The organism is Tsukamurella ocularis (assembly GCF_024807615.1).
GTDB classification, from domain to species: Bacteria; Actinomycetota; Actinomycetes; order Mycobacteriales; family Mycobacteriaceae; genus Tsukamurella; species Tsukamurella ocularis.
In genome coordinates, this window is the sequence record NZ_JANUCJ010000004.1 from 448,358 (window position 1) to 473,798 (window position 25,441).

The following is a 25,441-nucleotide window of genomic DNA, read 5'->3' on the forward strand; positions in this document are numbered from 1 at the left end:
GCGTCGGTAATGTTGCCGGTATGACCGATTCGAGCGGTATCGACTTCCAGCGCGTCACGACCCGTGAGCAACTCCTCGGCTTCCAGGAGTGCGCGACCATCGGCTTCCAGAGCAAGATGCCCGACGCCGAGCAGTGGCTGGAAGCGGTGTCGGCACAGCTCGATTCGCTCGACCACCGGGTCGCGGTCGACGGCGGGCGCACCGTCGGGACCTTCCTCTCCTTCGACCAGGAGCTGACCGCTGTCGGCGGCGCGCGGGTGCCCGTCCGCGCGATCTCGGCGGTGACGGTGCTGCCCACGCATCGCCGCCGCGGGATTCTCGGCACGCACATGCGTGGGTGCCTCGCCGCCGCCCTTGCCGGCGGTGCGCCCGCGGCCACACTGATCGCCGCCGAGCAGGCGATCTACGGCCGCTACGGCTTCGGGCAGACCACCGAGACCGTCGACGTCCGGATCGCAGTCGACCGCGCTCGGCTGCCCCAGCCGCCCGTCGACGAGGTGCGGTACGCCCGCTCCGACGACTACCTCACCGCCTCGATCCGCGTCCGCGAGCTGCTCGACTACCCCGGGCAGGTCTCGAAGCTCGACATCAACCTGCGCCGTACGGCGGGGGTGCTGCCTGGTGGCGGCCCCGACGAGACCCTGCGCGTGGTGCTGCGCCGCGGCGGCGACGTCGCGGGCGTGCTGGCCTACACCGTGGCGCCCAAGTGGACCGACGGCCGGCCCGACTCCACGCTCAAGGTCACGGAGCTGCTCGGCGTCGACGCGGCCGCCGAGCGCGACCTCTGGTCCTTCGCGATGAGCATCGACTGGGTGCTGTGGGTCGAGGCCTCGCAGCGGCCCGTGGACGACCTCGTGAGCACCGTCCCCGCCGACCCGCGGACCGTCCAGCTGGCGAATCGCACCGACTTCCTGTGGATCCGGCCCTTCGATGTGCCCGCCCTGTTCTCGGCGCGCTCGTACGCCGCGCCGGGCCGGCTCGTCCTCGACGTCACCGATCCGGGGTTCGACGGCGCCGGCCCCGGTCCGGCGCACGGGCGGTTCCTGATCTCCACCGACGGGGGAGCGGGCACCTGCACGCCCACCGACGAGCCCGCGGACCTGGCCGTCGACATCGCCGACCTCGGCCGGTTGTGGCTCTTCGACGAGCCGGTGTCGCGGCGCGTCGCCACCGGCGCGATCCGCGAGCTGTCCGACGGGGCCGCCGCCCGCGCCGACCTGCTGCTGTTCAGCCCGCGCCGGGCCTGGGCCGTCGAGATGTTCTGACGCGGATACCGAAAGTCGGGTCCTACGGCCGTCCGGGGCGGAATCCTCCCGCGGACCGTCGTGGAACCCGACTGTCGGAATACGACCTCGTCAGACCAGGTGGGCCAGGGCGTCCCCGACCAGGCCCGCGGCGAGGGTGTTGCCGCCGGCGGGGTCGATGAGCAGGAACGAGCCCATCTCCCGGTTCTTGTCGTAATCGTCAGCGACGATCGGCTCCGCGGTCTGGATCGTGATGCGGCCGATCTGGTTCAGCTCCAGCGTGGTGCCCTCGCCGACGGTGAGGTTCTGCTCGTCGAAGACCGCGTCCAGCCCGCCGATGATGGCCTGCGTGGTCTTGGTGCCGTGCTTGAGCAGCAGCCGTGCTCCGATGCGCAGCGGCTTCTCGGCCAGCCAGCACACCGTCGCCTCGAACTGCTGCCGCGGCTCGGGGGCATCGGCGGCGGAGACGATCACGTCGCCGCGCGAGACGTCCACGTCGTCGGCGAGGATGACCGTCACGGAGCGGCCGGTGTGCGCGGAGGCGAGCTCGCCGTCCGCGGTGTCGATCCGCTCGACCCGGCTGCGGGTGCCGGCGGGGAGGACGAGCACCTCGTCGCCCACGTCGACGGTGCCGGCGGCCACCTGCCCGGCGTACCCGCGGTAGTCGGGGTACTCGGGCGTGCGGGGCCGGATCACGTACTGCACCGGGAAGCGGAAGCCGATCGGCTTCGTGTCCGGGTCGGTCGGGATCGACTCGAGGTGCTCGATGAGCGACGGGCCGTCGTAGTACGGGGTCTGGTCCGAGCGCGAGGCGACGTTGTCGCCGTGCAGCGCCGAGACCGGGATGGCGTGGACGGACTCCTCGGTCCAGCCCAGCGAGCCGGTGAGCGCGCGGAACTCGGCGGAGATCTCCTGGAAGACCGACGCGGGGTCCTCGACCAGGTCGATCTTGTTGACCGCGAGCACCAGGCGCGGCACGCCCAGCAGCGACAGCACCGCGGCGTGCCGGCGGGTCTGCTCGATGACGCCCTTACGCGCGTCGGTCAGCAGGATCACGACCTGCGCGGTCGACGCGCCGGACACCGTGTTGCGGGTGTACTGCACGTGGCCGGGGGTGTCGGCGAGGATGAAGGACCGGTTGGGCGTTGCGAAGTAGCGGTAGGCCACGTCGATGGTGATGCCCTGCTCGCGCTCGGCGCGCAGGCCGTCGACGAGGAGCGAAAGGTCGGGGGTATCGAGGCCCTTGTCGACCGACGCGCGGGTCACCGCGTCGATCTGGTCGGCGAGCACCGACTTCGTGTCGTACAGCAGCCGCCCGACGAGGGTGGACTTGCCGTCGTCGACGGAGCCCGCGGTGGCAAGCCGCAGGAGTGCGGGAGCGGCGTTCACAGGTGCGCTCATCAGAAGTACCCCTCCTTCTTGCGGTCCTCCATGGCGGCCTCGGAGACGCGATCGTCGCCACGGGTGGCGCCGCGTTCGGTGAGCCGCGACGCAGCGACCTCGGCCATGATCTGCTCGTTGTTCGACGCGGTCGACTCGATCGCGCCGGTGGTGGAGCCGTCGCCCACGGTGCGGTACCGCACCGACAGAGTCTGCACGTCCTCGCCCTCGCGGGGTCCGCCCCACACGCCGGAGGTCATCAGCATCCCGTCGCGCGAGTAGACCTCGCGCTCGTGGGCGTAGTAGATCGACGCCAGCTCGATGTCCTCGCGGGCGATGTAGCGCCAGATGTCGAGCTCCGTGAAATTGCTGATCGGGAACACGCGCACGTGCTCGCCCGGCGCGTGCCGGCCGTTGTACAGGTTCCACAGCTCCGGGCGCTGCCGCTTCGGGTCCCACTGGCCGAAGGCGTTGCGCAGCGAGAAGATCCGCTCCTTCGCGCGGGCCCGCTCCTCGTCGCGGCGGCCGCCGCCGAAGACCGCGTCGAACCGGTTCTCGGAGATCGCGTCCAGCAGCGGCACCGTCTGCAGCGGGTTGCGGATGCCGTCGGCCCGCTCCTCGAGCCGGCCGTCGGCCAGGTAGTCCTCGACCTTGGCCACGTGCAGGCGCAGGTTGTACTTCTCGACCATCCGGTCGCGGAAGTCCAGCACCTCCGGCAGGTTGTGGCCGGTGTCCACGTGCAGCAGCGCGAAGGGCAGCGGCGCCGGCCAGAAGGCCTTGACCGCGAGGTGCAGCAGCACCGTCGAGTCCTTGCCGCCCGAGAACAGGATGACGGGCCGCTCGAACTCGCCCGCGACCTCGCGGAAGATGTGGATGGCCTCGGACTCCAGCGCGTCGAGCGTGCTGAACTCCGTGGGGTCGCCAGTGGACACGATGGGCTCCGTGGGCTCTGTGATCGTCATGAGGCGTGCAGTCCGCATTCTGTCTTGGTCGAACCGGCCCAACGGCCGCTTCGAGGATCGGAACCCGGGGCGGGCTTGTTGGTGCAGGGCTGGCAGCCGATCGAGGGGTAGCCCTCGTCGACCAGCGGGTTCACCAGGATGCCGTTCTCCTCGATGAACTGCTGCATCTGCTCGTCGGACCAGTCGACGATGGGGTTCACCTTCAGCAGACCGAAGCCCTCGTCGAAGGAGATGAACGGGGCGTTCGCGCGGGTGGGCGACTCGACCCGCCGGATGCCGGTGACCCACGCGCGGAATCCCTTGAGCGATTCGCGCAGCGGCACCACCTTGCGCAGGTTGCAGCACTGCGCCGGATCGGTCGCGAAGAGGTCCTTGCCGACGGTGGCGTCCTGCTCACCGACGCTCTGCGCGGGCGTCACGTTGAGCAGCTCCACCTCGTAGATGGCCTCGACCGCATCGCGCATGCCGATCGTCTCGGGGAAGTGGTAGCCGGTGTCGAGGAACAGCACCTTCGGCCGGTCCTGCACCTGCTTGGCGAGGTGCACCAGCACCCCGTCCTGCATGTTCGACGCGACGATGAAGTCCTCGCCGAAGGTGTCCAGCGTCCACCGCAGCAGCGTCAGGGGGTCCGCGCCCTCCAGCTCCTTCGACGCGCGCTCCGCGAGGGCGCGGAGTTCGTCCGCGTCGCGTCCGATCAGGGGGTTCGACGGTGACTGTGTCGCCGAGTCCGCTCGTGCGGTCATCGCAGGTCCTCCTCCGCGGCGCGGAGCGTCCACTGCGCGAAGCGCTCGTCGCCCTCGCGCTGCGACACGAAGTTCCGCACCACTCGCTCGATGTAGTCCCCGAGGTCCGTCGACAGCACCTTGTGCTGGCGCAGCTTGCGGCCGAACCCGCTGTCGAGCCCGAGGCTTCCACCAAGGTGAACCTGGAAGCCCTCGACTTGATTCCCCTCGTGGTCGTCCACGAGCTGGCCCTTGAAGCCGATGTCGGCGATCTGGGAGCGGCCGCACGAGTTGGGGCAGCCGTTGATGTTCACCGTGATCGGCACGTCCAGCTGGGCGTTGATGTCGGCGAGCCGCTGCTCCAGGTCGGGGACCAGCACCTGCGAGCGCTTGCGGGTCTCCACGAAGGAGAGCTTGCAGAACTCGATGCCGCTGCAGGCGATGAGGTTGCGGCGCCAGATCGACGGGCGGCCCTGCAGGCCCAGCGGCGCCAGCTCGTCGATCAGGGAGTCGACCTGATCGTCGGGCACGTCGAGAACGATGAGCTTCTGGTACGGCGTGAACGAGGCGCGGTCCGAGCCCACGCGCTCCATGGCGTCGGCGACCCCGCTCAGGACCGTGCCGGAGACGCGGCCCGCGATGGGGGAGAAGCCGACGGCGTTGAGGCCGTTGCGCAGCTTCTGCACGCCGATGTGGTCGATGGGGCGCTCCGGCTGCTCGGGCGCGGGACCGTCGATCAGCTTGCGGCCGAGGTACTCGTCCTCGAGCACCTGGCGGAACTTCTCGATGCCCCAGTCCTTGATGAGGAACTTCAGCCGGGCCTTGCTGCGGAGGCGGCGGTAGCCGTAGTCGCGGAAGATCGAGACCACGCCCTCCCACACGTCGGGCACCTCGTCGAGCGGGATCCACGCGCCCACGCGCTGCGCGAGCATCGGGTTCGTCGACAGGCCGCCGCCGACCCAGAGGTCGAGGCCCGGGCCGTGCTCGGGGTGCTCGACGCCGACGAAGGCCACGTCGTTGATCTCGTGGACCACGTCCTGCTGGCCCGAGATGGCGGTCTTGAACTTGCGCGGCAGGTTCGAGTACTTCGGGTCGCCGATGTAGCGGCGCACGATCTCGTCGATCGCGGGCGACGGATCCAGGATCTCGCCGAAGGACTCGCCGGCCAGCGGGGAGCCCAGCACCACGCGGGGGCAGTCGCCGCAGGCCTCGGTCGTCTTGAGGCCGACGGCCTCGAGGCGCTTCCAGATCTCCGGGACGTTCTCGATCTCGATCCAGTGGAACTGCACGTTCTCGCGGTCCGAGAGGTCGGCGGTGTCGCGGCCGAACTCGGTGGAGAGCTCGCCGAGGGTGCGCATCTGCGTCGCGTCGAGCTTCCCGCCGTCGCAGCGCACCCGCATCATGAAGTACGGCGCCTCCAGCAGGTCGATGTTCTCGTCGCCCGTGAACGTGCCGTCGTAGCCCTGCTCGCGCTGCGTGTACAGGCCCCACCAGCGCATGCGGCCGCGGAGGTCGGCCTTGTCGATCGAGTCGAAGCCCTGCTCCGAGTAGATGTTCTCGATCCGGGCGCGCACGTTGAGCGGGTTGTCGTCGCGCTTGGTCTGCTCGTTGGGATTGAGCGGCGTGCGGTACCCCAGCTTCCACTGGCCCTCCGACTTGCGCTTGACGGGGCGCGTGCGCGCCGGCCGCGTGGGGGCGGCGTCAGCGGCGGAGGGGACAGGGGCGTCGGCGATCGACGTCATGGAGACTCCTGGGATTCATGGGGTGGTGCGCCGGGCTGGTGGCGCTTCCGGGAATCGACGCGGGCAGAGGCGTCGCGAATCAGGCCCGACAGCCGCTGCTGCAGACCCGCAGGTAATCGATGTGCCGGCGCGACGCCAGCAGCTCACCCTGTCCATCCATCGAGATCATTGTGCCACCGGCTGGGCGGAAAAGCGGAATCGGGTTCCGCTCACCGGTGCACGAAACTCCGTGGTCGGCGCACCTGCCAGACTGGACCCGTGCCCGCGCCCTCGACCCCTGAGCTCAGCCGGCTCGACGGTGCCGCGACGCCGTTCGGGCTGTACCTGCACGTTCCGTTCTGTGCGACGCGCTGCGGCTACTGCGACTTCAACACCTACACGGCCGGCGAGCTGGGTTCCTCGGCCTCTCCGAAGGCGTGGGCCGAGGCGATCGACGGGGAGCTGGCGCTGGCGCGCCGCGCGCTCGGCGACGCCGAAGTGTCGACGGTCTTCGTGGGCGGCGGCACCCCGTCGCTCCTGGGTGGCGACGGCCTCGCGTCCCTGCTCGACACGGCCCGCCGGCACTTCACCTTCGCCGAGGACGCGGAGGTGACCACGGAGTCGAACCCCGAGTCGACCTCGCCGGAGTTCTTCGCGCAGCTGCGGGAGGCGGGCTTCACCCGGGTCTCGCTCGGCATGCAGTCGGCGGCCGCGCACGTGCTGCGCGTCCTGGACCGCACCCACACGCCCGGGCGGGCAGTGGCCGCGGCGAAGGAGGCCCGCGCCGCGGGCTTCGACCACGTCAACCTCGACCTGATCTACGGCACGCCGGGGGAGTCCGACGACGACCTGCGGGCCTCGCTCGACGCGGTGCTCGACGCGGGCGTCGACCACGTCTCCGCGTACGCACTCATCGTCGAGGACGGCACCGCGCTGGCCCGCCGGATCCGGCGCGGCGAACTGCCCGACACCGACGGCGACGTGCTCGCCCACCGCTACGAGATGCTCGACCGAGCCCTGCGGGACGCGGGCTTCGATTGGTACGAGGTGTCGAACTGGGCCCGCTCGGACGCGGGGCGCTGCCGGCACAACGAGCTCTACTGGGAGGGCGCGGACTGGTGGGGCGCCGGGCCCGGCGCGCACGGGCACGTGGCCGGAACCCGGGTGTGGAACGTCAAGCACCCCGCCCGCTACGCCGAGGCCGTCGCGGGCGGCGCGCTGCCGATCGCCGGCCACGAGGTGCTCACCGACGAGGACCGGCACGTCGAAGACGTGATGCTGCGCGTGCGCATGCGGTCCGGCATCCCCCTCGCCGTGCTGCGGCCCGACGAGGCCGCCCGGGCCGACGCGGAGGTCGTCGTCGGGAACCTCCGCCGCGAGGCCGACGCGTACGTGCTGACCGACGCCGGGCGGCTGCTGGCCGACGGGGTGGTGCGCCGGATCCTCGACTGAGCGGCGCGAGCCGGTCAGGACAGCGCGAAGACCACCGTCACCGTCACAGTGAGCGACTGCTCGCCGGACTCGATCGGCACGGGTGCGGCGGCGACGCCCGGAGCCGAGTCGGGGGCCGAGAACTGCCGGGTCGTTGTGGGCCGGGCGGACGCGCCCTCGGTGACCGTGCGGACCTCGCCGAGCTTGCCGCCCGAGAGCTTCGCGTACTGCTCGGCGCGGGACTTGGCCTCGGCGAAGGCCTTGTCGCGGGCCGTGGCCTTAAGGGCGGCGTCGTTCTCGATGTCGAAGCCGACGGAGCTGATCCGGGTCGCGTCGCCGCCGGCGGTCGCGAGGTCGCCGAGCAGCTTCGACGCGGTCTCGAGCTTGCGGACCTTCACCGTGAGCGACTGCGTCGCCTCGTAGGAGGTGATCTGCCGGTCGGTGCCGTAGCGGGGATTGACCCGCACGTTCGCGGTGGCTACGTCCTTCTTGTCGACACCGTTCGCGCCGGCGGCGTCGATCACCTTCTGCGCGCTCGCCGAGGCGTCGTTGAGCGCGGTGGTCACGTCGCCCGCCTGGTGCTGCACGGCCAGTTCCACGGTGAGGACGTCCGGCTTGCCGGAGGCGTCGCCGGTGCCGACGGCGGTGATCTCGCGCGGGGAGTCGTTGGTGGTGCCGGGCGACCCGCACGCCGTCACTGATCCGACGGTGAGTGCGACCGCGACCGCAGCCGCCCCCGCGATGCGCGCGCGTCGTGCCACAGTGGATTTCGTCTTCGCCATGGTCCCCACGGTGCCAGGGCGCGACCGTGGCCGCAGCGGATCGCCGGTTACGGCAACGAACGGACGGTTAGACCAACTCCCATTCGACGGTGACCCGTGCCGTGACGTGGCGCTCGCCGGCCTCCATCGCCGGACCCGCCGGGGCCGCGGCGACGGACTTGGCCGCGAAGTGCACCTCCGCCCGCGGGCCTGCCGGCGACGGATCGTCGGCGATGGAGAGCACGGCGCCGAGGGCGTCACCGGACAGCGCTGCGTACTGCTCGGCCTGCGCCTTCGCGTCGGCGAACGCGGCCTCTCGCGCGGCGGAGGCGGGGGCGGCGCCGTCGGACAGGGCGAAGGTGACGGACTGGATCCGGGCCGCGTCGCCCGCGGCGGAGGCGGCGGCCTGTAGCACCGCGGCGGCGTCGGCGACGCCGCGGATGGTCACGGTGAGCGACTCGCTGGCGGCGTAGCCCTCCAGCCGGCGGTCCTCCCAGGGGCCCGTCTCGACGGGCTGGAGGCCCACGTTCGACGTGGCGACGTCGCCTTCGGCCAAGCCGGCCCCGCGGATCGCGGCGACCACCGCGCGCGCCGCCTCGCCGGCCCCGGAGAACGCACCCGCGACGTCGGCCGCGCGGAACTCCACGCCGATCTGGGCTATCACGACGTCGGGCACCGCGGTGGCGATACCGGACCCGGTCAGGCGGATGGTGCGCGACATGGGGAGTCCTCTCAGTCCTGGCGGGCGTGCTTGCCGTGCCTCCCCGAGGATGCAGGACGCGGCGGCGTTCCGGGTGGGAGTGCGTACACGCGGCAGTGCAGCACCTCGCGGCCGCGCAGCGCGGACCGCACGGCGCGGTGCAGCCCGTCCTCGAGGTAGAGGTCGCCGTTCCACTCGACCGCGTGAGGGAAGAGGTCGCCGTAGAAGGTGGAGTCCTCGGAGAGCAGGCGGTCCAGCGCCAGCACAGTCGTGGTGGTGACGATCGCGCTCAACCGCACCTGCTGCGGTGGGATCTGCGACCAGTCGCGGGCGGTGAGGCCGTGATCGGGGTACGGCTTCCCGTCGAGTACGCCCTTGAAGATCACGGCTCGACTCTAGCCCGCGTAAGCTGGACATTCGAAGTTCACACTCGAAAGGACGGCGCGATGTCGACGACGGAGGACCGGCGCTTCGAGGTGCTCCGGGCGATCGTGGCCGACTACGTCGAGACGCAGGAGCCGGTCGGCTCGAAGGCGCTCGTGGATCGGCACCAGCTCGGTGTCTCCAGCGCGACGGTCCGCAACGACATGGCGGTCCTCGAGGCGGAGGGCTACATCACCCAGCAGCACACCAGCTCGGGGCGTATCCCCACCGAGAAGGGCTACCGGCAGTTCGTCGACCGGATCGCGCAGATCAAGCCGCTGTCGTCCGCCGAGCGGCGCGCCATCCTTCAGTTCCTGGAGACCGGCGTCGACCTCGACGACGTGCTGCAGCGCTCCGTGCGGCTGCTGGCCCAGCTCACCCGGCAGGTCGCGGTCATCCAGTACCCGGTGCTCAGCTCCGCGCGGGTGCGTCACCTCGAGGTCGTCGCGCTCGCTCCCACGCGCTTGCTGCTCGTGGTGATCCTCGACTCCGGCCGCGTCGAGCAGCGGCTCGTCGAGCTGGGCGGCCCCGCCTCCGACGAGGAGCTCTCCCGGCTGCGCGAGCTGTTCGGCGCGGCCGTGCACGGCAAGCTGATCCCCGACGCCTCGATGGGCGTCGCGGACCTGGCGCCGCTCGCGCCGCGGGACCTGCGCGACGCGGTGATCCGGGTGTCGACGGTGTTGGTGGAGACCCTGGTCGAGCGCGCCGACGACCGGCTGGTGCTGGGCGGAACGGCGAACCTCACCAGGAACGCATCGGACTTCGACGCCGTCTCCGGCTCCCTGCGCAGCGTGCTCGAGACGCTGGAGGAGCAGGTGGTGGTCCTCAAGCTGCTCACCGCGCGGCAGCAGCCGGGTATGGTCTCGGTGGCGATCGGCTCGGAGACGCAGGACGAGAACCTGCGCGGCGCGTCCGTCGTCTCCACCGGGTACGGCGCGCCCGGCGCGGTCTTCGGCGGGCTCGGCGTGCTGGGTCCCACCCGCATGGACTACCCGGGCACGATCGCCTCCGTCGCCGCGGTCGCGCGGTACGTCGGCGAGGTGCTCGGGGAGCGCTGATGCCCGTCCGCGCATGATTCGCGGCCGGGTGACCTGCGCGAATGGTCCGATCAGGCGGTGTGGTGGAATCATGGGTTGAGCGCGGTCCGATCAGGTCCGCTGACTGTCGCCGATTTCGTTAGAGGGTTTCGCAGACGTGGCACGTGATTACTACCGCATCCTCGGGGTCGATTCGAAGGCCTCCGACCAGGAGATCAAGCGCGCGTACCGCAAGCTCGCCCGCGAGCTGCACCCCGACGTGAACCCCGACGACGCGGCGCAGGAGAAGTTCCGCGACGTCTCCGACGCCTACGAGGTGCTCAGCGACCCCGAGAAGCGGCGCATCGTGGACATGGGCGGCGACCCGCTGGACAGCTCGCCGGGCAGTGGAGGCTTCGGTGGCGGCGGCTTCAACGGCTTCGGCGGGGGCGGCCTGGGCGACGTCTTCGAGGCCTTCTTCGGCGGCGGCATGGGCGGCGGGCGCGGCCCGCGTGGCCGGGTCCGCGAGGGCAACGACGCGCTGATCCGCATGGAGCTGGACCTCGACGAGTGCGCGAACGGCGTGAGCCGCGAGCTGACCGTCGACACTGCGATCCTCTGCGACAAGTGCCAGGGGGCCGGCACCGAGGGCGACAGCAAGCCGTCGACGTGCCCCACCTGCCACGGTGCGGGCGAGGTCCAGTCCGTGCAGCGGTCCTTCCTCGGGCAGGTCATGACCTCGCGCCCGTGCCCCACCTGTTCGGGTGCCGGCGAGGTCATCGAGAACCCCTGTAGCAAGTGCAGCGGCGACGGCCGTGTGCGCACCCGCCGCAACCTCACGGTGAAGATCCCCGCCGGCGTCGGCGACGGCATGCGCGTGCGCCTCGCGGGGCAGGGAGAGGTCGGCCCCGGCGGCGGCCCCGCCGGCGACCTGTACGTGGAGGTCACCGAGACCGAGCACGAGTACCTCACCCGCGACGGCAGCACACTGCACGTCACCGCGCGGGTGCCGATGTTCGACGCGGCGCTGGGCGCCGAGGTCACGGTGCCCACCGTCATTGACGGCGAGCTCACCGTGGACGTGCCCGCGGGCACCCAGACGGGCGACACCACGGTGCTGCGCGGCCACGGCATGCCCCAGGTCAACTCGCAGGTGCGCGGCAACCTCGTCGTCCACTTCGACGTGGCGATCCCGGCGCGGCTGGACAAGAAGCAGACCGAGAAGCTGCGCGAGCTCAAGGCGCTCTTCCCGGGCGAGGGCCCGCACGCCGCTCGGCGCGGCGGCCAGGACCAGGGCGGCGGCATCTTCTCCCGCCTGCGTGACACCTTCGCCGGACGGTAGCTGCAGGTGGCGGCCACCGTCTTCCTCGCGGAGTCGCTGCCCGGGCCTGGGCAGGAGTACCTCCTCGCCGGCGACGAGGGCCGGCACGCCGCGGCCGTGCGACGCGTCCGCACGGGCGAGGAGCTCGTCCTCTCCGACGGTGTCGGCGGCTTCGCCCGGTGCACCGCGACCGCGGTCGGCAAGGCCGATGTAACGGTGCGCTGCGCCGAGATCTGGACGGTGCCCCCGGCGTCGCCGCGCGTGGTGCTGGTGCAGGCGCTGCCGAAGTCCGATCGGTCCGAGCTGGCGGTCGAGCTCGCCACCGAGGCGGGGATCGACGCGATCGTCCCGTGGCAGGCGTCCCGTTGCGTCTCCCGGTGGGACGGCGGCGGGGCCGGCGGCAAGGGCCCCGGCAAGGCCGAGAAGGGCGTCGCCCGGTGGCGCGCCGTGGCGCGGTCGGCCGCGAAACAGGCACGGCGAGCGTATGTTCCGGAGGTACACGACCTGGTGACGACGCGGGAACTCGTTCCGTTACTCACCAGTATGGATGCGAATGTAGTTGTCTTGCACGAGGGTTCGGCGGTCCCTTTCGGCGAGGTTGACTTCTCAGTAACCCGCACCATCGTTATCGTTGTGGGTCCGGAGGGCGGAATCAGCCCCGAGGAACTGGACGCCCTGGTCGGGATGGGTGCGCAGCCCGCGCTCCTCGGCCCGACGGTGCTGCGGACCTCCACTGCCGCCGCCGTCGCCCTGGGGGCTCTGGGAGTAATGACCGACAGATGGTCCGGCACGCCGCCGGACTGATCGACTGGACCGGCGGGGTGCCGGCCGGCGGCTGGGACGAAGGAGTGCTCGGACACGATGGCGCGTCGCATCTTCTACGGCAGCGAGGAATCGCAGCACGGGCACTTCTACCCCGGTGAAAAGGACAAGCCGCTGATCACGCTGGTGCACGGCGGGTTCTGGCGCAGCCTCTACACGATGAAGATGGAGGCGAAGGTCGCCAAAGACCTCAACGACCGCGGTTACCCCGTGTGGAACGTCGAGTACCGGCGAGTGGGGGAGCCCGGCGTGACGTGGCCGATCCTCAGCCAGGACGTGCTGGCCGCCATCGATTACGGCACCGAGAAGCTGGCCAAGGGCTCAGGGCATATCGTTGCCGCCCACAGCGCCGGGGCCACGCTCGCGGTGTGGGCCGCCGCGCAGCGGCCCGACCTGCTGGGAGTGATCTCCCGCGGCGGCGTGCTCGACCTCATCGAGCGCGGCGACGGCGATCAGTCCATGCGCCTGCTCTTCGACCTGGGGCCGAACGCGAACCAGCGCCTGCTCAAGCGGACGTTCGCGGAGGCCAGCCCCGTCGGGCAGATGCCCTTCACCACCCCGGTGCGAGTCCTGCACGGGCGGCTCGACGAGCAGGTGCCGTATCAGCTGGGCGAATGGTTCCTGCAGTGCGCGCAGGAGAACGGCATGGGCGACGTGACGCTGACCATGATCGAGAAGGAGGGTCACGACGACTTCCTTGAGCCCGGTTCGAAGGGCCACGCCGCGACCCTCGCCGCGATCGAGGAGCTCGCCGCGCGGTGACCCGCTCCGGTGCGGGATCCGCCCCGGGCGAAACCCACGGGCCTTCCGTGGGGGAGCGGTATTAAACTGGGCGTATCCGCACCGTCAGGCGCGGTCACCGCCGAGACAAGGATTGACGCACCGCGTGCCAGACCCCACCAGTTCCGACAGCCCCGCCCAGGCAGTGACGCCGGCGCGGTCCACCGTCGAGATCCCCATCGAGCTGACCTTCGGTCTCCTCGGCCCCGCGGATGCGAACCTCCGAGCGCTGGAGAACGTGCTCGACGCGGACGTCCACGCCCGCGGCAACGTGATCACGCTGTCCGGCCGCCCTGCCGACGTCGCGCTGGCCGAGCGGGTCCTCGCCGAACTGCTCGCCGCCGTGCGCAGCGGCGTCGCCGTGAGCCCCGAGGAGGTGCGCCGGTCCGTCGGCATGATGACCGACGGTTCCGGCGAGTCGCCGGCCGAGGTGCTCACGCTCGACATCATCTCCCGCCGCGGGAAGACGGTGCGCCCCAAGACCGTCAACCAGAAGAAGTACGTCGACGCGATCGACGAGCACACCATCGTCTTCGGCGTCGGCCCCGCCGGCACGGGCAAGACCTATCTCGCGATGGCCAAGGCCGTGCAGGCGCTGCAGTCCAAGCAGGTCAGCCGCATCATCCTGACGCGCCCCGCGGTGGAGGCCGGCGAGCGGCTCGGCTTCCTGCCCGGCACGCTGAACGAGAAGATCGACCCGTACCTGCGTCCGCTCTACGACGCGCTGCACGACATGATGGACACGGAGTCGATCCCGAAGCTCATGGAGGCCGGTGTCATCGAGGTCGCGCCGCTGGCGTTCATGCGCGGACGCAGCCTGAACGACGCGTTCATCATCCTCGACGAGGCGCAGAACACCACCGCCGAGCAGATGAAGATGTTCCTCACCCGGCTCGGCTTCGGCTCCAAGATCGTCGTCACGGGCGACGCCTCGCAGGTGGACCTGCCGGGCGGCGCCACCAGCGGCCTGCGTGCCGCAGTGAACATCCTGCGCGACATCGACGACATCCACATCGCCGAGCTGACCAGTTCGGACGTGGTGCGGCACCGTCTGGTCGCCGAGATCGTGGACGCGTACGCCCAGTTCGAGGAACAGCTCGAAGCCACCAAGCGCCCGCAGCTGGGCGCGCGACGCATCCCGGGGCGCCGATGAGCATCGAATTCGCCAACGAGTCCGGCTTCGACGTCGACGAGGCGGAGGTGGTGGCCGTGGCCGCATTCGCCATCGCCGCGATGGACGTGCACCCGGGCGCCGAACTGAACATGCTCGCCGTCGACCTCGACACCATGGCCGACCTGCACGTGAAGTGGATGGACCTGCCCGGCCCCACCGACGTGATGAGCTTCCCGATGGACGAGCTGACCCCGGGCGGCCGCCCGGACATGGTCGAGGCCGGTCCCGCGACGCTCGGCGACATCGTGCTGTGCCCGCAGTTCGCCGCGGAGCAGGCCACCGCTGCCGGGCATTCCACCGGCCACGAGCTGAACGTGCTCACGGTGCACGGCGTGCTCCACCTGCTGGGCTTCGATCACGCCGAGCCCGACGAGGAGCGTGAGATGTTCGCGCTCCAGGACAGCATCCTCGCCGAGTACTACGCGCAGCAGCGCGACCAGGAGCGGCGCGCCCGCCAGTCCGCGCGCGACGAGAAGCTGCTCGGCCGCACCGGCTTCCTGGGGCGGCGGGACTGAGCGTGTCCTCGTCGATCCTGCTGATCGTCGGCGTCGTCGCCCTGGTCTTCCTGGGCGGTCTGTTCGCGGCGATCGACTCCGCCCTGATCACGGTGTCCCCGGCGCGCGTCGAGGACCTGGTGGAGGAGGGCCGTCCGGGTGCGAAGCGCCTCCAGCGCGTCCTCGTCAACCGGCCCCTCTACGTCAACCTCGTGGTGCTCCTGCGCACCGCGTGCGAGGTCCTGGCCACCGTCCTCGTTTTCCTCGTGCTCGACCGCTACCTGTCCACGGTGTCGACGGCCGTCACCACCGCGGCCGTGATGACGGTGGTCAGCTACGTCCTGATCGGCGTCGGGCCGCGCACTCTCGGCCGCCAGCACGCGTACACACTGGGCTGTTCGGCCGCGGTGGTGCTCCAGGCGATCGCGATCCTCATGGGGCCGATCACCCGCCTGCTGATCCTGCTCGGTAACGCCATCACCCCCGGCCGCGGCTACCGCAACGGCCCGTTCGCCACGGAGGTCGAGCTCCGCGAGCTCGTCGACCTGGCGCAGCAGCGCGGCGTGGTGGACGAGGACGAGGGCAAGATGATCCAGTCCGTCTTCGAGCTCGGCGACACCGCCGCTCGCGAGGTCATGGTGCCGCGCCCCGAGATGGTGTGGATCGAGGCCGACAAGTCCGTCTCGCAGGCCACCCGGCTTGCGGTGCGCTCGGGCCACTCCCGCATCCCCGTCATCGGGGAGAACGTCGACGACGTGCGGGGCGTCGTCTACCTCAAGGACCTCGTCGCCCTGCCCGACGGTGCCGATCGCCACGCCATCGCGGTGGGCCGCATGGCCCGCCCGGCGGTCTTTGTGCCCGACTCGAAGCCGGTCGACGCTCTGCTGCGCGAGATGCAGCACACCAACAACCATATGGCCGTCCTGGTCAACGAGTACGGCTCCATCGCCGGCCTGGTCACCATCGAGGACGTGCTGGAGGAGATCGTCGGCGAGATCACCGACGAGTACGACTCCGGCGAGGTCGCGCCGGTGGAGGAGCTCGGCGACGGGGTGTTCCGGGTGTCCGCCCGGCTCGACCTGGAGACGCTCGGCGAGCTCTTCGACAAGGAGATCGAGGAGGACGAGGTCGACACCGTCGGCGGCCTCCTCGGCCTGGCGCTGGGCCGTGTGCCCCTGCCCGGATCAGAGGTCGAGGCGCACGGCCTGCTGCTGGAGGCCGAGGGCGCGACCGACCGCCGCGGCCGGGTGCGGATCTCCACGGTCCTGGTGCGCAGCGCCGACGGCGAGGAGGCGGCACCGTCGGACGACGACGCGGCCGCGAACGACGAGAAGGAGCCCGCGTGACCGAGACATCCGACGAGGACCGCAAGCTGGTGACCCTGGCGCGCGGCGCGATGGCGCGGGCGGGTGCCGGACACGGTGCCGCGGTCCGGGACCTCGATGGCCGCACCTACGCAGGGGCCCCCGTCGCCCTGATGTCCCTGGCGCTGACGGGGCTGCAGGTGGCCGTCGCGACGGCGCTGAGCTCCGGGGCAGAGGGCTTCGAAGCGGCCGTGCTGGTCGGCGGCGTCGACGGATCCGACGCCGGCGTCGCGGCGATGCACGAGGTGACGCCGGATGCTCCGGTGTCGCTGTTCGATGAGCGTGGAGAGGCCCGTCCGTGACCGAAGAGACCCAGACCCCCGAGGACTTCCGGTCCGGCTTCGTGTGCTTCGTGGGGCGGCCCAACACGGGCAAGTCCACGCTGACCAATGCGCTGGTCGGGACGAAGGTCGCGATCACCAGTTCGCGGCCGCAGACGACCCGCTCGACGATCCGCGGCATCGTCAACCGGCCCGACTGCCAGTTGGTGCTGGTGGACACCCCGGGCCTGCACCGCCCCCGCACCCTCCTCGGACAGCGCCTCAACGACCTCGTGCGGGACACGTACTCCGAGGTCGACATGATCTGCCTGACGATCCCGGCGGACGAGAAGATCGGCCCCGGAGACAAGTTCATTCTCGACCAGGTGCGGCACATGGCGCCCCGCACGCCCCTGATGGGCGTAGTCACCAAGATCGACAAGGTGGGCCGCGACAAGGTCGCCGAGCAGCTCCTGGCGGTGTCGAAGTTCCTCGGCGAGAACAGCGATGTGATCCCGGTGTCGGCGACGTCGGGGGAGCAGGTCGAGGAACTGGTGCAGCTGCTGGCGTCGAAGATGAAGCCGGGCCCCGCGTTCTACCCGGACGACGAGATCACCGACACCGACGACGACACGATGATGGCTGAGCTCATCCGCGAGGCCGCGCTCGAGGGCGTGCGCGACGAGCTGCCGCACTCGCTGGCCGTCGTGATCGAGGAGGTCGTGGAGCGGGAGAAGACGCCCGCGCAGGAGAAGACCGGCAAGCCCGGCCTGCTCGAGGTGCACGCCCTGCTCTACGTCGAGCGGAGTTCGCAGAAGGCGATCATCATCGGCAAGGGCGGCGCCCGGCTGAAGGCCGTCGGCACGGCCGCCCGGGGCGAGATCGAGAAGTTGCTCGGGCGGAAGGTCTTCCTGTCTCTGCACGTGAAGATCGCCAAGGACTGGCAGCGCGACCCGAAGCAGTTGGGCCGCCTCGGCTTCTAGCGCTCGGGTCTCAGCGGCCGAGCAGCCGTTGCACCACCACTGACACCGCGCCCACCATTCTTTCCGATTGTCCGCGAGCCGCTTCTGGCCGATCGTCACGATCGCGGCTGCGGTGCCGACGATGATCGTTGCCATCCCGGTGTCATGACGCCTCCCCCCGAAGAAATCGAATCTGATTTCTCATCGTGCGCCGCCCCACCGACAAGTTCGGCGGCGCGGCGTGGGGGTGCGTGTCGGCGCGGGGTGGAATGATGGAGGGTATGAGGTCGTACCGGGACAGCGCTGTGGTGCTGCGGCAGCACAAGCTGGGGGAGGCCGACTACATCCTCACGCTGCTGACCCGGGACAACGGCCTGGTCCGCGCGGTCGCGAAGGGGGTGCGCCGGCCGCGCTCGCGGTTCGGCGCCCGACTGGAGCTGTTCGCGCACGTCGACCTGCAGCTGCACCCCGGACGCAATCTGGACATGGTGACGCAGGTGCACTCGATCGCCGCCTACTCGGGCGACCTCGCCGGCGACTACGGCCGCTACACCACGGCGTGCGCCGTGATCGAGACGGCGGAGCGGCTGGCGGGCGAGGAACGCGCCCCGGCGCTGGAGCTGCACCGGCTCACCGTCGGCGCGCTGCGCGCCATCGCGGAGGGGACGCGCGACCGCGACCTGGTGCTCATCTCGTTCCTGCTGCGCGCGATGGAGTCGGCGGGCTGGGCGCCCACGCTGACGATCTGCGCCCGCTGCGGCGACGAGGGGCCGCACCGTGCCTTCCACGTGGCCGCGGGCGGCGCCGTCTGCGTGCACTGCCGCCCGTCGGGCTCGGCGGTGCCGGGGCAGGGCGTGCTGGACCTGATGGCGGCCCTCGCCCGGGCCGATTTCGACCTCGCCGAGACCACGGGCGAGCGGCTGCGCAGGCAGGCCAACGGGCTCGCCGCCGCGCACCTACAGTGGCACGTGGGGCGGCAGCTGCGGTCGCTGCCCATGATCGAGCGGCACGCGCCGCACAGCCCGGCCCTCACGGCCGGTGAGAGGGAGGTCGACGGTGCCGGGACTGCGGCGGGGTAGGTCCAAGACGGCGGTGCCGAAGGCGCCGGTCACCGTCCGGCCCCCGGACCCGCACCCCTCCGGGGCGACGCCGCCCGAGATCCCCGCGGAGCTGGTGCCGAACCACGTCGCCCTCGTCATGGATGGCAACGGCAGGTGGGCCAAGGAGCGCGGCATGGCGCGAACCGAGGGGCACAAGCGGGGCGAGGCCGTGCTCATGGACACGGTGTGCGGCTGCATCGAGATCGGCGTGAAGCAGCTGTCGGCGTACGCCTTCTCGACGGAGAACTGGTCGCGCAGCCCGGAAGAGGTGCGCTTCCTCATGGGCTTCAACCGCGACGTGATCCGGCGCCGTCGCGACGAGATGCACGAGATGGGGGTCCGGGTGAAGTGGGCCGGGCGGCGTCCGCGCCTGTGGGCCAGCGTGATCAAGGAGCTCGAGGTCGCGGAGGAGCTCACCAAGGACAACACCGTCATGACGCTCACGATGTGCGTCAACTACGGTGGTCGGGCCGAGATCGTCGACGCCGCACGGGAGCTCGCGCGCCGCGCCGCGGCGGGGGAGATCAATCCGGACCGCATCACCGAGCAGTCCTTCCAGCAGTACCTCTACCAGCCCGACATGCCGGACGTGGATCTGTTCCTGCGTCCGTCGGGCGAGAAGCGCTCCTCGAACTTCCTGCTGTGGGAGAGCGCGTACGCCGAGTACGTCTACCAGGACACCCTGTTCCCCGACTTCGACCGCAGGAACCTCTGGGACGCGTGCCTCGAGTACGCCAAGCGCGACCGCCGCTTCGGCGGCGCCCAGTGACGGCGCAGGACCCCCGGCTCAACGCGCTGCGCTCTCGGCTGGAATCCGCGCTCGCGGACGGGGTGGTGCTGCGGCGCGACGAGAATCAGGCCGTGCTGGTCGATTTCGGCGAGACCCCGGCGTCGGTGCAGGTCTTCGCCCTCGCCCGCGACGTGGACGTCTACTCGCTGACCCAGGTGGTGGCGTGGGACCTGGCGCTCACCGACGAACTCCGCGCCGACGTGCGGGCCGTGGCGGACGGCGTGCAGTTCGGCTCGCTGCGGCTCATGGAGCGGGAGGTCTCGGCCGACCTGGTGCTGTCGTACTCGTTCCCGGCGGGCACGCTCGCGGGCGATGCGCTGCGGGAGTTCGTGCTGTTCGTCCTGGCCCAGGGCGTCGACGCGCGCCGTCGCCTCGTCGGCTGAATGTGCGGTCATCCGTTCCAACGATCGCTCGAACGAATGACCGCACATCTCCGGCGGTGGTGATCAGGGGCGTAGCAGCACCTTGCCGACGCGGCCGGGGCGGCCGCTCGCCGCTGCGGCGGAGGAGATCTCGTCGATCGGGTACACGCCGTCGACGGGCAGCGCGAGGGTGCCGGCGGCGACGCCGCGGACGACCTCGCCCATGAGCTCGGCCCGCTTGGCGGGCGCCATCTCCTGGCTCACGGTGCGCCCCCAGAAACCCTTCACCACGATCTCCTTGAAGATCGCGACGTTGACGGGGATCTCCAGCATTGCGCCCTCGCCCGGGTTGATCGCGCTCATCGCGCCGAACGAGACGAGGGTGCCGCGCTGGCCGAGCAGGAGGGCGAGCTGGGTGCTCGCCGCGCCACCGATCGAGTCGACGGCGCCCGCGTAGCCCGCCTCGCCGGCGAGCTCCTTGGCGCGATCGCGCCAGCCCTCGCTGTCGGTGGCGATCACGTTGGTCACGCCGAAGGTCGCGAGCTCGTCGACGGCGGCGGACCGTCGGACCAGGCCCGTGACGTTGATGCCCCGGGCGGTGGCGAGTTGTGCCAGCAGGCGCCCGACCATGCCGTTGGCGGTGTTCTGCACGATCCACTGCCCGGGCTGGACGTTCAGGTAGTCGAGCAGGCTGATCGCGCTGAAGGGCATCGAGAAGAGCTGTGCGGCGGCCTCATCGGAGATCTCCCCGGGGACCGGAAGCAGGCCGGCGGCGCCGGCGACGAAGTACTCGGCCCACGTGCCGAAGGCCGAGCCGGTGGCGACGCGCTGGCCGACGGTGAAGCCCTCGACGCCCTCGCCGAGAGCGTCGATCACGCCGACGGCCTCGGAGCCGGAAGCGGCAGGGAGGGCGGGCTTGTAGCCGTAGTCGCCCTTCACGGTCCACAGGTCGTGGTTGTGGATCGGGGCGAGCAGGGTGCGGATCCGCACCTGGCCGGGCCGCGGCTCGGGCAGCGGGACCTCGCGGACGGACAGGACGCTCGCGGGGTCGCCGAACTGGTCCTGGATGAGTGCACGCATGGATGTCTCCTTGTGAGAAGTGTTGGGGGAGTTCAGTCGTTCGCGACGGTCACGATGACGTCGACGTTGCCGCGCACGGCGTTCGAGTACGGGCACACCTGGTGCGCGGCGTCCGCGAGGGCCTGGGCGGCGTCGTGCTCGACGTCGGGGATGACGACCTCGAGCGCGACGGTGAGGCCGAAGCCGCCGGAACCGTTGGGGCCGATACCGACGCGAGCCCCGACGCTGGAGTCGCCGAGCGCAATCTTCTGCGAGCGGGCGACCATCTGGAGCGCGGAGTGGAAGCACGCGGCGTAGCCGGCGGCGAAGAGCTGCTCGGGGTTGGCGCCATCGCCGGATCCACCCATCTCCTTCGGGATGGCCAGCTGCAGGTCGACGCGGCCGTCGTCGGTACGGGTGCGGCCGTCGCGGCCGGCGCCCGTGGCGATGGCCTCGGCGGTGTACACGGTGCTCATATCGGTGGTTCCTCCTGGAACGTCGGGGGTGATCAGGTGTGCGCGGCGCAGAAGCGGTTCGCCAGGTCGCGGAGCGCGATCGCGTCCTCGACGGGCAGGTTGAAGCCCTCGTAGACCCGGCTCCGGGCGGCGTCGACTCGGGGGCGCAGCGCGTGCCCGGCGTCGGTGACGTGCACTGTGACCAGCCGTTCGTCCGCCTGGTCGCGGCGGCGCGCGACGAGGCCGGCGCCCTCGAGCCGCCGGATCAGCGGCGACAGGGTGCCACTGTCGAGGCGCAGGCGTTCGCCCAGCGCCGAGACGGTGACGCCGTCACGCTCCCACAGGGCGAGGAGCGTGACGTACTGGGTGTAGGTGAGGCCCAGCGCCGACAGCTCCTCGCGGTAGGCGTTCGACGCCACCCGCGCGGCGGAGTACAGCGCGAAGCACAGCTGCTCGTCCAGGGTCCGGTTCGCTTCCACCCTTTGATGATGGCACGCAATTCAATTGTGCACAACTGAAAACGTGGTGAATTGACGAGGCCGATCCACCTGTCTACCTGGGGCTTTACATATCACTGCGAAGTGTCCACGAGTTGCTTGACAAAGCGGCTGATAGTGTCAAATACTGAGTCCAGAACGTATGACCTCAGTCACAGCCCCCGTCGGGGCGAACAGCTTTAGGAGGGCACCGTGAAGGGCCTGGCTTACATCGACGCGGACGGCAAGGAAGCCGTCTGGACGGACCACAAGAAGCGACTCTGGCTGTGGGGCCTGTTCGTCCCCACCGCCCTGTTCTTCGCCATGGGACTCATCGCGCTGCTCGGCATCGGCAGCACGCCCCTGATGTACCTCGCCCCGGTGCTGTGGTGGATCGGCCCGATCCTGCTGTACGTGATCCTTCCGATCGTCGACATCAAGGCCGGCGACGACGGCGAGAACCCGCCGGAGGAGGTGATGGAGGCGCTGGAGAACTCCACGTACTACAAGTGGCTCACGTTCATCTTCCTGCCCATGCAGCTCGCCTCGCTCGTCATGATGTGCTACCTGCTCACCGCGGATAACCTGACCTGGCTCGGCGGCGTCTACGCGGGCGGCGGCGGGCTCGGCCTGATCAGCCAGATCGGCCTCACTCTCAGCCTGGGTGTCGTCGCCGGCATCGCCATCAACACCGGTCACGAGCTGGGGCACAAGAAGCCCGAGAACGAGCGCTGGATCGCCAAGCTCACCCTGGCGCCCGCCATGTACGGCCACTTCTTCATCGAGCACAACCGCGGCCACCACGTGCGCGTCGCCACGCCCGAGGATCCCGCGTCCGGCCGCTTCGGCGAGACCTTCTGGGAGTTCCTGCCGCGCAGCGTCTGGGGCAGCCTGAAGTCCTCGTGGGAGCTGGAGAAGACCCGCCTCGAGCGTCTCGGCAAGAGCCCGTGGACCCTGAAGAACGACGTGCTCAACGCCTGGCTCATGACCGTCGTGCTCTTCGGCGGCCTGACCGCGGTCTTCGGCTGGTATGTCCTGCCGTTCCTGATCATCCAGGGCATCTACGGGTTCAGCCTGCTGGAGTCGGTGAACTACCTCGAGCACTACGGCCTGCTGCGTCAGAAGCTCGCCTCGGGCCGCTACGAGCGGTGCGCCCCGAAGCACTCCTGGAACTCGGATCGCATCATCACCAACGTCTTCCTGTACCACCTGCAGCGCCACAGCGATCACCACGCGAACCCCACGCGCCGCTACCAGACCCTCCGCTCGTTCGAGGAGGCCCCGTCGCTGCCCCAGGGTTACGCCACGCTGATCGGCCTGACCTACTTCCCGCCGCTGTGGCGCCGCCTGATGGACCATCGCGTCCTCGACCACTACGACGGCGACATCACCAAGGTCAACATCCACCCCCGCGTCCGCGACAAGGTCCTGGCCAAGTACGGCGCCACCGCGACCGGAGAGCAGGCTGCCGCATGAGCTCCTTCAAATGCCCGGTGTGCCAGTACGTCTACGACGAGGCGGCGGGCGCACCCCGCGAGGGTTGGCCGGCCGGTACCGCCTGGGCCGACATCCCCGACGACTGGAACTGCCCCGACTGCGGGGTCCGCGACAAGATCGACTTCGAACCGGTCTGATCCGGCGCGAATCCTCCCCTCCGAGAAAGGAACCGACCATGAGTGACGCACCCTTCAAGCTGTTCCGCTGCCTCCAGTGCGGCTTCGAGTACGACGAGGCCGAGGGCTGGCCCGAGGACGGCATCGAGCCCGGCACCCGCTGGGACGACATCCCGGACGACTGGTCCTGCCCCGACTGCGGCGCCGCCAAGGCCGACTTCGAGATGGTCGAGGTGTCCCGGGCATGAGCACTGACAGTGTGGTGATCGTCGGCACGGGCGTCGCGGGCGCCACCGCGGCCCTGGCGCTGCGGACCGGCGGATATGACGGGGCCGTGACCCTCCTCGGGCGCGACCCGCACCTCCCGTACCGGCGGCCCACGCTGTCGAAGGACGTGCTGCTGGCGGGGATGCCCGTCGAGAAGGCGCTCCTCAAGCCGGCCACGCACTGGGAGGACATCGACGTCACGGTCCGCACCGGGGTCACCGTGACCGGCGGCGACGCCGCGGCCCGCACCCTGGAGCTGTCCGACGGTGCCGACCTCGGCTACGGCTCGCTGGTCCTCGCGACCGGCGGTGCGGCCCGAGAGCTTCCGGGCCTGCCGCCCGCGCCCCGCGTGAAGTACCTGCGGGACTTCGCCGACGCCACTGCGCTGCGCGACGAGCTGGGCCGCGCGGGCCGGGTCATCGTGCTCGGTGCTGGACTCATCGGCTCCGAGGTCGCCTCGGCCGCCGCGAAGCTGGGCGACGCCGTCACCGTCGTCGAACCGGCCGCCCTGCCGCTCGCCCGCGTCGTGCCGCCGTCGATCGGCGAGCGCCTCGCCGGCCTGCAGCGCGACGCCGGCGTCGACCTGCTGCTCGGCGTCCGGCCCGGGGAGATCACCGTCGACCCCGACCAGGTGTCCGTGGCGCTGCCGGGCGGCGGCGCCCTCGTCGCCGACCTGCTGGTGGTCGCCGTGGGCTCGAGCCCCGACACCGGCCTCGCCGAGCGTCTGGCCCTGCGCGTGGACGACGGTATCCTGGTGGACGAGCAGTACCGCACGTCCGCCGAGGGCGTCTACGCCATCGGTGACTGCGCGCGGGTGCCCCATCCGCTGGAAGGCGGTACCTATCGGGCCGAGAACTGGTCGGCGGCGCAGGACCAGGGCACCGCGGTCGCGCAGGTGCTCCTCGGCGGGGTGCCCGCCCCCACGGTCCCGTGGGGCTGGTCGAACCAGTTCGGGGCGGTGCTGCAGTTCGCGGGATGGCCCGCGGCGGACGACGAGCTGGAGGTGGACGGTCCCATGGACACGGCGAGCGGCGATCCCTTCTTCGCACGGTGCCACCGCGGCGGCAGCCTCGCGGGCGCGGTCGCGATGGGTCGACCGAAGGAGCTGCGGGCCGTCCGCGGCGAGCTGTCCGAGCAGATCGCGGCGGCGGTCGCGCGATGACCGTCCTCGTCGGGCGCGATGCCGCTGATGCCGCGCCGAAGCAAACGGTGCGGGATCAGGCGCTCGACGCGGTCAGCGTAGTCCTGAGCGGGCGGGAGTGGTCGGCGGTCACCATGGCCGCCGTCGCCCGCCAGGCGGGCGTCAGCCGGCAGACCCTCTACAACGAGTTCGGCTCCCGCAAGGGCATGGCCGTCGCGTACGTCACTCGGTTCGTCGACGGCCTCCTCGCCTACGTGCAGGAGCGGATCGACGCGCACCCGGGCGAGATCGACGCCGCGGTCGACGACGCCATGCGTGGCGTCTTCGAGATCGGGATGGGCGACCCCGTCGTCATCAATATCGTCGGGCCGAACCCCCACCGCGACCTCATGGGGATCGTCACGATCGACGGTACGCCGATCTTGCAGCGCGCCACCGAGGGGCTCGCGGAGATCCTCGCCATGAGCTGGGCGCAGGTGCGGCGGGCGGACGCGCAGATCGCGGCCGGCGTGCTCGTGCGGCTCGCGTTCAGTCACCTCACGATGCCGATCGAGGGTGCGGAGGAGGCGGCGCGCGAGGTGTCCGCCGTGCTCTCGCCGTTCCTCGCCCAGGCCGTCCGTAGCTGAGCCGCGCCCGGATCG

29 protein-coding genes are annotated in these 25,441 nt (G+C 70.8%); 19 read left to right on the forward strand and 10 right to left on the reverse strand.

The window, feature by feature from the left end:
* The first annotated feature begins 20 nt into the window (after positions 1–20).
* The gene (locus HNP44_RS18530) at positions 21–1,265 is read left to right on the forward strand and encodes a GNAT family N-acetyltransferase (protein WP_259142815.1); all 1,245 of its coding nucleotides are present in this window, start codon (positions 21–23) and stop codon (positions 1,263–1,265) included.
* 90 nt (positions 1,266–1,355) lie between these two features.
* On the opposite strand, the gene HNP44_RS18535 is transcribed toward HNP44_RS18530, so the two are convergent.
* Genes HNP44_RS18535 through HNP44_RS18550 form a run of 4 tightly spaced genes read right to left on the reverse strand, consistent with a single transcriptional unit; the run spans position 1,356 to position 6,050 of the window.
* Positions 1,356–2,633: a sulfate adenylyltransferase subunit 1 gene (locus HNP44_RS18535; RefSeq protein WP_259142997.1), complete on the reverse strand. Its 1,278-nt coding sequence runs from the start codon at positions 2,631–2,633 to the stop codon at positions 1,356–1,358.
* An 11-nt stretch (positions 2,634–2,644) separates the two neighbouring features.
* Positions 2,645–3,586, reverse strand: a complete 942-nt coding sequence (gene cysD / locus HNP44_RS18540; protein WP_224646480.1) for a sulfate adenylyltransferase subunit CysD — start codon at positions 3,584–3,586, stop codon at positions 2,645–2,647.
* On the reverse strand, positions 3,583–4,329 hold the full coding sequence (locus HNP44_RS18545) for a phosphoadenylyl-sulfate reductase (RefSeq protein WP_259142817.1): 747 nt from the start codon (positions 4,327–4,329) through the stop codon (positions 3,583–3,585). The genes cysD and HNP44_RS18545 overlap by 4 nt, the downstream gene beginning before the upstream one ends.
* A complete protein-coding gene (locus HNP44_RS18550; protein ID WP_259142819.1) occupies positions 4,326–6,050 on the reverse strand; it encodes a nitrite/sulfite reductase in 1,725 nt (574 codons plus the stop codon). The genes HNP44_RS18545 and HNP44_RS18550 overlap by 4 nt, the downstream gene beginning before the upstream one ends.
* A gap of 258 nt (positions 6,051–6,308) precedes the next feature.
* On the opposite strand from HNP44_RS18550, the gene hemW reads away from it, so the two are divergent.
* Positions 6,309–7,481: a radical SAM family heme chaperone HemW gene (gene hemW, locus HNP44_RS18555; RefSeq protein WP_259142821.1), complete on the forward strand. Its 1,173-nt coding sequence runs from the start codon at positions 6,309–6,311 to the stop codon at positions 7,479–7,481.
* Positions 7,482–7,495: 14 nt separating this feature from the next.
* On the opposite strand, the gene HNP44_RS18560 is transcribed toward hemW, so the two are convergent.
* The 3 genes from HNP44_RS18560 to HNP44_RS18570 all read right to left on the reverse strand — a co-directional run bounded on the left by HNP44_RS18560 (position 7,496) and on the right by HNP44_RS18570 (position 9,307).
* On the reverse strand, positions 7,496–8,242 hold the full coding sequence (locus HNP44_RS18560) for an SIMPL domain-containing protein (RefSeq protein WP_259142823.1): 747 nt from the start codon (positions 8,240–8,242) through the stop codon (positions 7,496–7,498).
* A gap of 67 nt (positions 8,243–8,309) precedes the next feature.
* A complete protein-coding gene (locus HNP44_RS18565; protein ID WP_259142825.1) occupies positions 8,310–8,942 on the reverse strand; it encodes an SIMPL domain-containing protein in 633 nt (210 codons plus the stop codon).
* An 11-nt stretch (positions 8,943–8,953) separates the two neighbouring features.
* On the reverse strand, positions 8,954–9,307 hold the full coding sequence (locus HNP44_RS18570) for a type II toxin-antitoxin system VapB family antitoxin (RefSeq protein WP_259142827.1): 354 nt from the start codon (positions 9,305–9,307) through the stop codon (positions 8,954–8,956).
* 60 nt (positions 9,308–9,367) lie between these two features.
* On the opposite strand from HNP44_RS18570, the gene hrcA reads away from it, so the two are divergent.
* The 12 genes from hrcA (at position 9,368) to HNP44_RS18630 (ending at position 19,810) form a co-directional block, all read left to right on the forward strand.
* Positions 9,368–10,402 carry a heat-inducible transcriptional repressor HrcA gene (gene hrcA / locus HNP44_RS18575; RefSeq protein WP_259142829.1) on the forward strand — a complete coding sequence of 345 codons (1,035 nt, stop codon included), beginning with the start codon at positions 9,368–9,370 and terminating at the stop codon, positions 10,400–10,402.
* 136 nt (positions 10,403–10,538) lie between these two features.
* Positions 10,539–11,702, forward strand: a complete 1,164-nt coding sequence (gene dnaJ, locus HNP44_RS18580) for a molecular chaperone DnaJ (protein ID WP_259142830.1) — start codon at positions 10,539–10,541, stop codon at positions 11,700–11,702.
* A gap of 6 nt (positions 11,703–11,708) precedes the next feature.
* Positions 11,709–12,485, forward strand: a complete 777-nt coding sequence (locus HNP44_RS18585) for a 16S rRNA (uracil(1498)-N(3))-methyltransferase (protein ID WP_259142832.1) — start codon at positions 11,709–11,711, stop codon at positions 12,483–12,485.
* A 57-nt stretch (positions 12,486–12,542) separates the two neighbouring features.
* The gene (locus tag HNP44_RS18590) at positions 12,543–13,265 is read left to right on the forward strand and encodes an alpha/beta hydrolase family protein (RefSeq protein WP_259142834.1); all 723 of its coding nucleotides are present in this window, start codon (positions 12,543–12,545) and stop codon (positions 13,263–13,265) included.
* 112 nt (positions 13,266–13,377) lie between these two features.
* On the forward strand, positions 13,378–14,436 hold the full coding sequence (locus tag HNP44_RS18595; RefSeq protein ID WP_374758802.1) for a PhoH family protein: 1,059 nt from the start codon (positions 13,378–13,380) through the stop codon (positions 14,434–14,436).
* On the forward strand, positions 14,433–14,972 hold the full coding sequence (gene ybeY / locus HNP44_RS18600; protein WP_224646494.1) for an rRNA maturation RNase YbeY: 540 nt from the start codon (positions 14,433–14,435) through the stop codon (positions 14,970–14,972). Before HNP44_RS18595 ends, ybeY begins: the two co-directional genes overlap by 4 nt.
* A gap of 2 nt (positions 14,973–14,974) precedes the next feature.
* A complete protein-coding gene (locus tag HNP44_RS18605) occupies positions 14,975–16,297 on the forward strand; it encodes a hemolysin family protein (protein ID WP_259142837.1) in 1,323 nt (440 codons plus the stop codon).
* A complete protein-coding gene (locus HNP44_RS18610; RefSeq protein WP_259142838.1) occupies positions 16,294–16,617 on the forward strand; it encodes a cytidine deaminase in 324 nt (107 codons plus the stop codon). The genes HNP44_RS18605 and HNP44_RS18610 overlap by 4 nt, the downstream gene beginning before the upstream one ends.
* Positions 16,614–17,558 carry a GTPase Era gene (gene era, locus HNP44_RS18615; protein WP_259142840.1) on the forward strand — a complete coding sequence of 315 codons (945 nt, stop codon included), beginning with the start codon at positions 16,614–16,616 and terminating at the stop codon, positions 17,556–17,558. Before HNP44_RS18610 ends, era begins: the two co-directional genes overlap by 4 nt.
* Before the next feature lie 260 nt (positions 17,559–17,818).
* A complete protein-coding gene (gene recO / locus HNP44_RS18620; protein WP_259142841.1) occupies positions 17,819–18,616 on the forward strand; it encodes a DNA repair protein RecO in 798 nt (265 codons plus the stop codon).
* Positions 18,594–19,406: an isoprenyl transferase gene (locus HNP44_RS18625; protein ID WP_259142842.1), complete on the forward strand. Its 813-nt coding sequence runs from the start codon at positions 18,594–18,596 to the stop codon at positions 19,404–19,406. Before recO ends, HNP44_RS18625 begins: the two co-directional genes overlap by 23 nt.
* Positions 19,403–19,810, forward strand: coding sequence for a hypothetical protein (locus tag HNP44_RS18630; protein WP_259142843.1), 408 nt, complete (start codon positions 19,403–19,405; stop codon positions 19,808–19,810). Before HNP44_RS18625 ends, HNP44_RS18630 begins: the two co-directional genes overlap by 4 nt.
* Positions 19,811–19,873: 63 nt before the next feature.
* Here HNP44_RS18630 and HNP44_RS18635 read toward each other — a convergent pair whose 3' ends face one another.
* The 3 genes from HNP44_RS18635 to HNP44_RS18645 are packed head-to-tail and all read right to left on the reverse strand — an operon-like array spanning position 19,874 to position 21,782.
* Complete coding sequence (locus HNP44_RS18635) at positions 19,874–20,869, reverse strand: zinc-binding dehydrogenase (protein ID WP_259142844.1); 996 nt, start codon at positions 20,867–20,869, stop codon at positions 19,874–19,876.
* A gap of 32 nt (positions 20,870–20,901) precedes the next feature.
* A complete protein-coding gene (locus tag HNP44_RS18640) occupies positions 20,902–21,324 on the reverse strand; it encodes an organic hydroperoxide resistance protein (protein ID WP_259142845.1) in 423 nt (140 codons plus the stop codon).
* A gap of 32 nt (positions 21,325–21,356) precedes the next feature.
* A complete protein-coding gene (locus tag HNP44_RS18645) occupies positions 21,357–21,782 on the reverse strand; it encodes a MarR family winged helix-turn-helix transcriptional regulator (RefSeq protein WP_259142847.1) in 426 nt (141 codons plus the stop codon).
* Positions 21,783–21,992: 210 nt separating this feature from the next.
* On the opposite strand from HNP44_RS18645, the gene HNP44_RS18650 reads away from it, so the two are divergent.
* From HNP44_RS18650 to HNP44_RS18670, 5 genes are read left to right on the forward strand one after another with little or no spacing between them, the layout of a single operon-like run.
* Complete coding sequence (locus tag HNP44_RS18650) at positions 21,993–23,255, forward strand: alkane 1-monooxygenase (protein WP_259142849.1); 1,263 nt, start codon at positions 21,993–21,995, stop codon at positions 23,253–23,255.
* The gene (locus HNP44_RS18655) at positions 23,252–23,413 is read left to right on the forward strand and encodes a rubredoxin (protein ID WP_259142851.1); all 162 of its coding nucleotides are present in this window, start codon (positions 23,252–23,254) and stop codon (positions 23,411–23,413) included. The genes HNP44_RS18650 and HNP44_RS18655 overlap by 4 nt, the downstream gene beginning before the upstream one ends.
* A 38-nt stretch (positions 23,414–23,451) precedes the next feature.
* Positions 23,452–23,640: a rubredoxin gene (locus HNP44_RS18660; RefSeq protein ID WP_068521261.1), complete on the forward strand. Its 189-nt coding sequence runs from the start codon at positions 23,452–23,454 to the stop codon at positions 23,638–23,640.
* Entirely contained in the window at positions 23,637–24,821 is a 1,185-nt protein-coding gene (locus HNP44_RS18665) for an NAD(P)/FAD-dependent oxidoreductase (RefSeq protein ID WP_259142854.1), read from the forward strand. The genes HNP44_RS18660 and HNP44_RS18665 overlap by 4 nt, the downstream gene beginning before the upstream one ends.
* On the forward strand, positions 24,818–25,426 hold the full coding sequence (locus tag HNP44_RS18670) for a TetR/AcrR family transcriptional regulator (RefSeq protein WP_259256919.1): 609 nt from the start codon (positions 24,818–24,820) through the stop codon (positions 25,424–25,426). Before HNP44_RS18665 ends, HNP44_RS18670 begins: the two co-directional genes overlap by 4 nt.
* Positions 25,427–25,441: the final 15 nt, after the last annotated feature.

Coding starts and splice junctions, on each gene's coding strand:
- HNP44_RS18665 (WP_259142854.1), top strand. CDS start 23,637: ATGAGCACTGACAGTGTGGTGATCGTCGGCACGGGCGTCGCGGGCGCC.
- HNP44_RS18565 (WP_259142825.1), bottom strand. CDS start 8,942: ATGTCGCGCACCATCCGCCTGACCGGGTCCGGTATCGCCACCGCGGTG.
- HNP44_RS18545 (WP_259142817.1), bottom strand. CDS start 4,329: ATGACCGCACGAGCGGACTCGGCGACACAGTCACCGTCGAACCCCCTG.
- HNP44_RS18635 (WP_259142844.1), bottom strand. CDS start 20,869: ATGCGTGCACTCATCCAGGACCAGTTCGGCGACCCCGCGAGCGTCCTG.
- HNP44_RS18640 (WP_259142845.1), bottom strand. CDS start 21,324: ATGAGCACCGTGTACACCGCCGAGGCCATCGCCACGGGCGCCGGCCGC.
- HNP44_RS18590 (WP_259142834.1), top strand. CDS start 12,543: ATGGCGCGTCGCATCTTCTACGGCAGCGAGGAATCGCAGCACGGGCAC.
- HNP44_RS18655 (WP_259142851.1), top strand. CDS start 23,252: ATGAGCTCCTTCAAATGCCCGGTGTGCCAGTACGTCTACGACGAGGCG.
- HNP44_RS18660 (WP_068521261.1), top strand. CDS start 23,452: ATGAGTGACGCACCCTTCAAGCTGTTCCGCTGCCTCCAGTGCGGCTTC.
- HNP44_RS18530 (WP_259142815.1), top strand. CDS start 21: ATGACCGATTCGAGCGGTATCGACTTCCAGCGCGTCACGACCCGTGAG.
- HNP44_RS18550 (WP_259142819.1), bottom strand. CDS start 6,050: ATGACGTCGATCGCCGACGCCCCTGTCCCCTCCGCCGCTGACGCCGCC.
- HNP44_RS18560 (WP_259142823.1), bottom strand. CDS start 8,242: ATGGCGAAGACGAAATCCACTGTGGCACGACGCGCGCGCATCGCGGGG.
- HNP44_RS18670 (WP_259256919.1), top strand. CDS start 24,818: ATGACCGTCCTCGTCGGGCGCGATGCCGCTGATGCCGCGCCGAAGCAA.
- recO (WP_259142841.1), top strand. CDS start 17,819: ATGAGGTCGTACCGGGACAGCGCTGTGGTGCTGCGGCAGCACAAGCTG.
- hrcA (WP_259142829.1), top strand. CDS start 9,368: ATGTCGACGACGGAGGACCGGCGCTTCGAGGTGCTCCGGGCGATCGTG.
- cysD (WP_224646480.1), bottom strand. CDS start 3,586: ATGACGATCACAGAGCCCACGGAGCCCATCGTGTCCACTGGCGACCCC.
- ybeY (WP_224646494.1), top strand. CDS start 14,433: ATGAGCATCGAATTCGCCAACGAGTCCGGCTTCGACGTCGACGAGGCG.